Genomic DNA, 7,978 nt, shown 5'->3' with positions numbered 1-7,978 from the left:
TAGTTTTGTTCATCGCGTGAGAAACATTGTTTCCTACCATCGCTCTTTTACCTGTAAGGTCACAAACTCTTGACATTATGCTTATCTTTTATCGTTATTCAAAATCAGGGTGCAAAGAAACAAAAAACTAATCTATTACACAAACAAATTTTAGTAGTTTTTTAAAATTTCTTTTAGAAGCATTTCAAGTCCTTTATTTACTGTCCGATCAATCACCTTCATACGCGGTTGACCAAAATTAAATTGCTCCGAAAAAACACCTTTTGGAGTAGCAATTGCAATACAAACGGTTCCCACTGTTGCATCTGCATCTCCTTTTGACGGACCAGCATTTCCTGTGGTTGCAATAGCAAAATCAGCTTTTATCAATTGTTGAACGCCTTGTGCCATCGCCTCTGCTACCTGAACACTTACTGCTGAATAAGTGTCAATTACAGATTGTTTTACTCCTAAAATCGAAACTTTAGTGTCGGTTGCATAACTTACTACACTACCTCTAAAATAATTTGAAGAGCCAGAAATGCTAGTGATAACCTCTGCTATTTTACCTCCGGTGCAACTTTCAGCGGTTGCCACAGTTTTACCTTTTTGAGTTAATAGCTTACCTAAAACAACTTCTATGGTTTCATCTTCTTCAATTCCAACAATGATATCTCCAATTAACTCATACAGTTTCTTCACCAAATCATCAATCGTACTCCTCAATTGCTGTTCATCACTCCCGCGACCTGTTAATCGCAGGCGAACGCGTCCGGGACTTGGTAAATAAGCTAATTTTATGAAATCCGGCAAACTGTCCTCCCATGCCTCAATGCGTTTGGCTACAATACTTTCTCCTTGACCATAAGTTAAAATTGTTTGATGCAAAATAAACGGTCTTTTGAACTCCTTTACAATTTTAGGAATCAACTCCTCTGCAATGATTGCCTTCATTTCATAAGGAACTCCCGGCATCGAAACAAAAACAGTTTGTTCTTTTTGCATCCACATTCCCGGAGCTGTACCGTATTTGTTTTTTAAAACAATTGCTTTTGAAGGAACCAATGCCTGATCGCGATTGACTTGTGTAACCGCAAAATTCATTTGTGTAAAAAGAGCGACAATATGCTCTTCAACTGCTTTATTTCGTACAAAAGTATCTTCAAAATAATCACACAATGTTTTTTTAGTAATATCATCTTTCGTGGGACCTAGTCCTCCAGTAATGAGTACAAAATCAACTTTATTTTGCAATCCTTTTAGTGTGTCAATTATATGCTGCCGATCATCACTTATAGATAGCATTTCTGTTACACGAACACCAATTTTGTCCAATTCCTTTGCAATATATCCGGAATTTGTATCGGTAATTTGACCGATAAGAATTTCATCTCCAATGGTTACAATGGTTGCGTTCATTTTAAAATTTGATTTTGAGAAGTTTAAAAACAGCTTAAAGCGAAGGCTCTTTGCATCGTAAAATTTACAAACTGAAATCTTTTTTGATTTCCTTTACAGCCTTATCAACCTGATCTTCAATACTTTTAAAGATTTCTTTTATTTCTTTTCGCTTACCTTCACGCTTCGTCCAAGCTTCTACCTGAAGTATTTCCTCATAAGCAACATTCAATCCAAGTAAATCTAAAGTTGGTTTGATTTTATGTGCATAACTATAGGCTAGTTGATGGTTTTTTTCTTCGACACCCTGCCTGATAAACTTTATATCATCCGGAACTTCACAAACAAATAGGCCGATGATCTGTAAAACAAACTCAGAATCGTTATCAGAAAGTGCATAGACTTTTGCTAAATTATAGTGTAATGCCATCTTATTTTACTTGTATTCGAAATAGTTTTTTGTCCTCTATGTACCCCTCAAGGATGTCATCTGGGTGAACTTTTGCCACTCCCTCAGGTGTTCCGGTAAAAATTATATCTCCAATTTTTAATGTAAAAAACTGCGAAACATAGGCTATTAATTCATCAATTTTCCAAAGCATAAAACTTGTGTTTCCCGTTTGAACTGTGTTTCCATTGTTTCGTAGCTCAAAGTTAATATTTTCTGTAGACTGGAAATCTTTTTTCGATAAAAAGCTACCAATCACCGCTGAACCGTCAAAAGCTTTGGCTTTTTCCCACGGCAATCCTTTTTCTTTTAATTTAGCTTGTAAATCACGAGCGGTAAAATCAATTCCCAATCCTATTTCGTCGTAATAATTATGAGCAAATTTTGTATCAATATATTTCCCAACTTTATTAATTCGAACGAGTATTTCCACTTCGTGATGAATATCATCACTGAATTCAGGAATCACAAACGGATGTTGCTTCAGTAAAACAGCACTGTCGGGTTTCAAAAAAACCACTGGCTCATCCGGTCGCTCATTTTGAAGCTCTTCAATGTGTTTGGTGTAATTTCTTCCGATACAGATTATTTTCATTTTTTGAGGTACTGAGGTTCTAAGGTACTGAGGTTCTACGTCATTGATGCTTGCTAAGTTAGCTTGTTATTCAGCTTTCTTAATTTGATTGCTGTAAGAACTTTTTTGGTATACAAAGGAAAATCAGCGTTTTGAATCCAACCAAAATAACCCGGCTCGTCCTCTAATATTTTTTCGACCAAAGCTCCTTTGTGCTTTCCAAAGGTAAAAATCTCTTGTCCTTTATCATTCAAAGCAATAAATCCTGCAAAATCAACAGATTTTTTTCGTGTAGTAAATTCAGAAAGCGATTTCATATCGTTCTCCAATTCGGGATATCTTTCTAATTGCGATTTTAAAATTTCGTAAGTAGCCATTGTGTCAGCTTCAGCTGAATGTGCATTTTCCAAGGATTGTCCGCAGTAAAATTTATAAGCCGCACTTAAGGTACGTTCTTCCATTTTATGGAAAATAGTCTGTACATCAACGGAAAACCTGTTTTTCATGTCAAAATCTACTCCGGCTCGCAATAATTCTTCAGCTAACAAGGGAATGTCAAATCGATCGGAATTAAATCCAGCCAAATCAGAATCCTTAATCATGGCATATACCTGACCGGAAAGTTCTTTAAACGTGGGTTCGTTGGCTACTTTTTCATCTGTTATCCCATGTATTTGAGAAACGATAAATGGGATTTTCATTTCTGGATTTACCAACCATGTCTTGCTCTCTTTATTTCCATTGGGAAAAACTTTAAAGATTGAAATTTCTACAATTCTATCTTTCGCTACTTCCACACCCGTGGTTTCGAGATCAAAAAAGCAGATGGGGCGGTTTAATTTGAGTTCCATGAATTTGTTTTTTGGGATATAAAAAAAGCAAATATAAACTTTTGAAATGACCGTTGGTCGAATGGTTTACTTTTTTTAGAAGTATTTTTAAAAGAAAAATCCTTTCAGAAACTAATCTATGAAAGGATTTAACAATATAAAATTTAAAATCTAAAAATCTCTATTTTCACTAAAACCCTCCAAATAATCAGCTACTCGTTTCACAAATTGCCCGCCTAACGAACCATCTACCACACGGTGGTCATAACTGTGCGACAAGAACATTTTGTGACGGATACCGATGTAATCTCCTGAAGGAGCTTCAATAACTGCGGGTACTTTTCGAATCGCTCCTAAGGCTAAAATAGCAACTTGTGGCTGATTGATAATTGGGGTGCCAAAAACACTTCCAAAAGTTCCAACATTGGTAACCGTGTAAGTTCCTCCTTGAATTTCATCCGGTTTTAATTGGTTGTTTCGGGCACGGTTAGCCAAATCATTAACCGTTTTAGTTAATCCGACAAGGTTCAACATATCCGCATTTTTAATAACCGGAACAATTAAGTTACCATTCGGTAACGCAGCTGCCATGCCTAAGTTAATGTTTTTCTTTTTGATGATGTAATCGCCTTCTACAGAAATATTAATCATTGGGAAGTCTTTGATGGCTTTTGCCACAGCTTCCATAAATATTGGTGTAAATGTTAGTTTTTCACCTTCTCTTTTTTCAAAAGCATCTTTGACTTTGTTTCTCCAATTTACAATATTGGTTACATCCACTTCGATAAACGACTGTACATGAGCAGAAGTTTGTAAGGAGGAAACCATATAGCCGGAAATCAATTTCCGCATACGGTCCATCTCAATGATTTCATCTTGACCGTTTACAGAAACCGGAATTTTTTTCTCAGGAGCTGTTTCAATTTTCACATCCGCTTTTACCTCCGGTTTCGAAATTTCAGCAACAATTGGTTCTGCTTTTGGAGCAGTTGCAACCGGTTGGTTGGCTCTGTCTTTTACGTACGATATAATGTCATCTTTGGTCACACGACCTTCTTTTCCTGAACCTTTAATAGTTTCCAATTCTGCAATCGATACACCTTCTTCCTTTGCAATGTTTTTAACTAAAGGTGAAAAGAATTTTTCTGATGAAGAAAAATCAACAGCAATTGGTGCAGCAGCATGAACAACTTCTTTTGCAACTTCAATGGCTTTTTCTATTTCAACAATGGCCGGAGCTACCTCAACTGTTTTTGCTTCCACAGTTGCACTTCCTCCCTCTGTATCAATGATAGCAATGGTTTGTCCAACCAAAACTACATCATCCACATTAAATAAAATTTCTACCAAAGTCCCAGAAACTTCCGAAGGGACTTCACTATCTACTTTATCCGTAGCTATTTCCAAAACCGCTTCGTCTGCCGCTATTTTATCACCTACTTTTTTTAACCAGCTGGTGATGGTTGCTTCGGCAACGCTTTCTCCCATTTTGGGCAATTTCAATTCAAATTTTGCCATATCGATAACCTAAAGGTTTATTTTGTGTTTCAGTTTGCGAAATTACTAAAAAAAGGACTGATTATTATCATTATCAATAATTTTATTTGACACGAATTTCACGAATATTCACAGATTAAAAAATTTTACAGAGTTCTAAAAACCTCAAAATTCAGTAATCAACCTTCGATCATCACGACTTCTCCTCGATCATTGCTGCTGTTGCTTCCAATCATAAAATTACTATGATTAGGAATGATTTTGAAGGTTACTTTCTCATTTTTATGCAATTCCATTGCTGAAATAATAGTTGAAAAAGTTAAATAGTTCTGATCAAAAATGATTTCAATGTTTGTATTTATTCCTTTTAAAAGCGAAGATAATTCATTTTTGAAGGAAGATGGAATGACTTTAACATTTTTTCCTAACAATTTTTCGAGCTCTTCTTTTAATAACTCATTCTCAGAAATCAGTATATAATGGTCAACCATACTTTTAGAATCAGTTATTTTATTTTTCTTCACAAAGGCAAAAAAAACACTTCCTACTTTCATAAAAAAACTAAAAAAAGCTGATTTTTTGAAATGTTTTGTGTAAAAATAATCCATCGCTTCCTGGAAACGTTTCATATATATGTCATCCTTCACGGTACTTTCACCCTTGTAATGAATGACTGAAGTTTCACTAAAATAAAAATTAGACTTGCCCGATAGCAGCAATCGATAACTTAAATCAATATCGTCGGAATACATGAAACAGTTTTCGTCAAACCCTCCGTGCTCCAAATATAAATCACGAGGCATCACCATAAAAGCACCGACCAATATATCCACTTTACCCGATTCATTTTCAGATAAATGCTGAGCATAATATCGATTGAATATTGAAATTTTTGGAAAAATTTTATACAAGCCAAATATTTTTGTAAACGCGACCCATGGAGTGGGAATGCCGCGTTTGCTTTCGGGAAGGAAATTTCCGGTGCCGTCGATGAGTTTGCAACCAAGCCCCCCAGCCCCCGAGGGGGGAGTTTGCCGTAGATGACCCAAAATTTTTGTAAAAGTATCTTCTGCGACGACGGTGTCGGGATTAAGAATGCAGATGTATTTGCCTTTCGCTTCAGAAACTCCAATGTTGTTTCCTTTCGGGAAACCAGTGTTTTCTTTGTTCTCAATTAGTTTGATATCAGGAAAACGGGTTTTCATCATTTGACAACTATCATCCGACGAATGATTATCAACTACAATTATTTCACCATCAATTTGTTGCAAAGCAGCTTGAACACTAAGCACGCATTGTTCGAGGAAATAGCGAACGTTGTAATTGAGGATAATGACGGATAGTTGCATAGGGCAAATTTACAGCAACTTATTTAAATCTTCCGGATTTTTTAAATTGTTCCAAAATAAAAGAAGTTCAATTGATTTAACTTTATCATTTATTCGATAAATCAGAGTTGTTTGTTTAGAAATTGCAATTGAATAATTGTTTTTAAAATTTATTTTTCCTAAAGTTGGATTTTTAGAAAGTCTTTCTAATTCCTTTTCTACTAATTTCTCAAAATTCAAAACTTCTTTTTGATTCCATTTTAAGTAAATGAATTCGATTTCTTCATAGTATGAATTTAGTGCAGAAAAAGTCCAGTCGACGTGATAACTCATTTCAAAAAAGGATATCTTTCCTTTATTCTTCTCATCGCTTCTTCGTGTGGAATTTATTTTCCTTCATTAGCTTCTTGAATTGATTTTTCCAAAAGTTTCACCAAAACCGGATGCAATTTTTCCTCTTGAACAGCATTTTTTTCAATATTATAGTCAGTTGTTGGCTCTTCAACTTTATTGATTTGTTTGTTTTCGTGGCTTGGGTTCTTTTTACTCATGACAGTACCTTTTAAAAAAGTAAAAATAGTGATTTTTTCTTTGCATTTCTAGCAAAGTCAAAAGTTTCAACAATTCGTTTCAGAAAAAATAAAGCACTACTTTTGCATTTTTAAAACAATTGATTAATTGGCTCATTGCCCCATTGACAAATTAAATGAATTACCTCTCAGTAGAAAATATATCCAAAGCCTATGGCGAACGCGTATTATTTGAAAACATTTCCTTTGGTATCAACAAAGACCAAAAAATTGCTTTCATCGCTAAAAACGGTTCGGGAAAAACGACCATTATGAACATCATCAATGGTTTTGATGAACCGGATACAGGACAAGTAGTGGTTCGTAAAAATATCCGAATGGCTTTTTTGTCGCAAAAAAATGAATTGCAAGATGAGTTAACAATTGAAGAAAGTATTTTTGCCAGTGATAACGAAACGCTCAAAGTGATTGAGCAATACGAAAAAGCTCTCGAAAACCCTGAAAATGAAGAAGCCTATCAAAAAGCTTTTGATTTGATGGACCAACACAATGCGTGGGATTTTGAAACACAATTCAAACAGATTTTGTTCAAATTGAAATTGGAAGATTTTAAATTGAAAGTCAAAAGTCTCTCGGGTGGACAGAAAAAGCGACTTTCATTAGCGATTATTTTGATTAATCGTCCCGATTTATTAATTCTGGATGAGCCTACCAACCACTTGGATTTGGAGATGATTGAATGGTTGGAAAGTTATTTTGCCAAAGAAAATATCACGTTGTTTATGGTGACGCATGACCGTTTCTTTTTGGAACGTGTGTGTAATGAAATCATTGAACTCGATAACGGCAAACTATACCAATACAAAGGAAATTACTCATATTATTTAGAGAAAAAAGAAGAGCGAATTGCTTCCGAAAACGCAAGCATCGACAAAGCTCAAAATCTTTTTGTCAAAGAATTGGCGTGGATGCGTCGCCAACCGAAGGCACGAACGACTAAATCGAAATCACGTCAGGATGATTTCTATGTGATTAAGGAAAAAGCCGAAAGTCGTCGAAAAGAAAATGTTGTTGAGTTGGAAATCAATATGGAACGCATGGGAAGCAAGATCATTGAGCTTCACAAGTTGTATAAGAAATTCAAAGACCGCGTAATTTTGGATAACTTCTCGTACGACTTTCAACGTGGCGAACGCATTGGAATTATTGGTAAAAACGGCACCGGAAAATCCACTTTTTTAAATATTCTGACTAAAACTATTTTGCCTGATGCGGGAAAAGTGGTTATTGGCGACACGATTAAAGTAGGTTACTACACCCAAAGCGGCATCAACCCAAAACCAGGTCAAAAAGTAATTGATATTATCAAAGAATACGGTGAATACATTCCGTTA

10 protein-coding genes are annotated in these 7,978 nt (G+C 35.3%); 1 reads left to right on the top strand and 9 read right to left on the bottom strand.

Translation table 11 applies throughout. The annotated features are described in order from the left end of the window. From ACIQ2S_RS09060 to ACIQ2S_RS09020, 9 genes are all read right to left on the bottom strand, one after another. Positions 1–76, bottom strand: a 76-nt coding sequence (locus tag ACIQ2S_RS09060; RefSeq protein WP_396175172.1) for a bL28 family ribosomal protein, incomplete at its 3' end; no start/stop codon positions are given. Positions 77–150: 74 nt separating this feature from the next. After that, positions 151–1,398, bottom strand: a complete 1,248-nt coding sequence (locus ACIQ2S_RS09055) for a CinA family nicotinamide mononucleotide deamidase-related protein (protein WP_396175170.1) — start codon at positions 1,396–1,398, stop codon at positions 151–153. A gap of 64 nt (positions 1,399–1,462) precedes the next feature. After that, the gene (locus ACIQ2S_RS09050) at positions 1,463–1,807 is read right to left on the bottom strand and encodes an Hpt domain-containing protein (protein WP_396175168.1); all 345 of its coding nucleotides are present in this window, start codon (positions 1,805–1,807) and stop codon (positions 1,463–1,465) included. A gap of 1 nt (position 1,808) precedes the next feature. After that, on the bottom strand, positions 1,809–2,420 hold the full coding sequence (locus ACIQ2S_RS09045; RefSeq protein WP_396175166.1) for a fumarylacetoacetate hydrolase family protein: 612 nt from the start codon (positions 2,418–2,420) through the stop codon (positions 1,809–1,811). Positions 2,421–2,473: 53 nt separating this feature from the next. After that, positions 2,474–3,250 (bottom strand): exonuclease domain-containing protein, encoded by a 777-nt coding sequence (locus ACIQ2S_RS09040; protein ID WP_396175164.1) that lies wholly within the window; start codon positions 3,248–3,250, stop codon positions 2,474–2,476. Between the two features lie 150 nt (positions 3,251–3,400). Then, complete coding sequence (locus tag ACIQ2S_RS09035; RefSeq protein WP_396175162.1) at positions 3,401–4,747, bottom strand: dihydrolipoamide acetyltransferase family protein; 1,347 nt, start codon at positions 4,745–4,747, stop codon at positions 3,401–3,403. A gap of 158 nt (positions 4,748–4,905) precedes the next feature. Beyond that, positions 4,906–6,075 carry a glycosyltransferase family 2 protein gene (locus ACIQ2S_RS09030; protein ID WP_396175160.1) on the bottom strand — a complete coding sequence of 390 codons (1,170 nt, stop codon included), beginning with the start codon at positions 6,073–6,075 and terminating at the stop codon, positions 4,906–4,908. Positions 6,076–6,084: 9 nt separating this feature from the next. After that, positions 6,085–6,387 (bottom strand): type II toxin-antitoxin system RelE/ParE family toxin, encoded by a 303-nt coding sequence (locus ACIQ2S_RS09025; protein ID WP_396175158.1) that lies wholly within the window; start codon positions 6,385–6,387, stop codon positions 6,085–6,087. A gap of 53 nt (positions 6,388–6,440) precedes the next feature. Further along, positions 6,441–6,605, bottom strand: coding sequence for a hypothetical protein (locus ACIQ2S_RS09020; protein ID WP_396175156.1), 165 nt, complete (start codon positions 6,603–6,605; stop codon positions 6,441–6,443). A 155-nt stretch (positions 6,606–6,760) separates the two neighbouring features. Between ACIQ2S_RS09020 and ACIQ2S_RS09015 the strand changes: the two genes are divergently transcribed. Next, on the top strand, positions 6,761–7,978 hold a 1,218-nt coding region (locus ACIQ2S_RS09015), incomplete at its 3' end, for an ABC-F family ATP-binding cassette domain-containing protein (RefSeq protein ID WP_396175154.1).

The sequence above is a fragment of the Flavobacterium sp. genome (genome assembly GCF_044371705.1).
In the GTDB taxonomy this organism is placed as follows: domain Bacteria; phylum Bacteroidota; class Bacteroidia; order Flavobacteriales; family Flavobacteriaceae; genus Flavobacterium.
The sequence above is the reverse complement of the archived record's forward strand: the minus strand, read 5'-3'. Positions and strand labels throughout refer to the sequence as shown.

Bases quoted from the DNA above. Each gene is read 5' to 3' on its own strand.
- ACIQ2S_RS09030 (WP_396175160.1), bottom strand. From the start codon at position 6,075: ATGCAACTATCCGTCATTATCCTCAATTACAACGTTCGCTATTTCCTC.
- ACIQ2S_RS09055 (WP_396175170.1), bottom strand. From the start codon at position 1,398: ATGAACGCAACCATTGTAACCATTGGAGATGAAATTCTTATCGGTCAA.
- ACIQ2S_RS09040 (WP_396175164.1), bottom strand. From the start codon at position 3,250: ATGGAACTCAAATTAAACCGCCCCATCTGCTTTTTTGATCTCGAAACC.
- ACIQ2S_RS09050 (WP_396175168.1), bottom strand. From the start codon at position 1,807: ATGGCATTACACTATAATTTAGCAAAAGTCTATGCACTTTCTGATAAC.
- ACIQ2S_RS09035 (WP_396175162.1), bottom strand. From the start codon at position 4,747: ATGGCAAAATTTGAATTGAAATTGCCCAAAATGGGAGAAAGCGTTGCC.
- ACIQ2S_RS09045 (WP_396175166.1), bottom strand. From the start codon at position 2,420: ATGAAAATAATCTGTATCGGAAGAAATTACACCAAACACATTGAAGAG.
- ACIQ2S_RS09025 (WP_396175158.1), bottom strand. From the start codon at position 6,387: ATGAGTTATCACGTCGACTGGACTTTTTCTGCACTAAATTCATACTAT.
- ACIQ2S_RS09020 (WP_396175156.1), bottom strand. From the start codon at position 6,605: ATGAGTAAAAAGAACCCAAGCCACGAAAACAAACAAATCAATAAAGTT.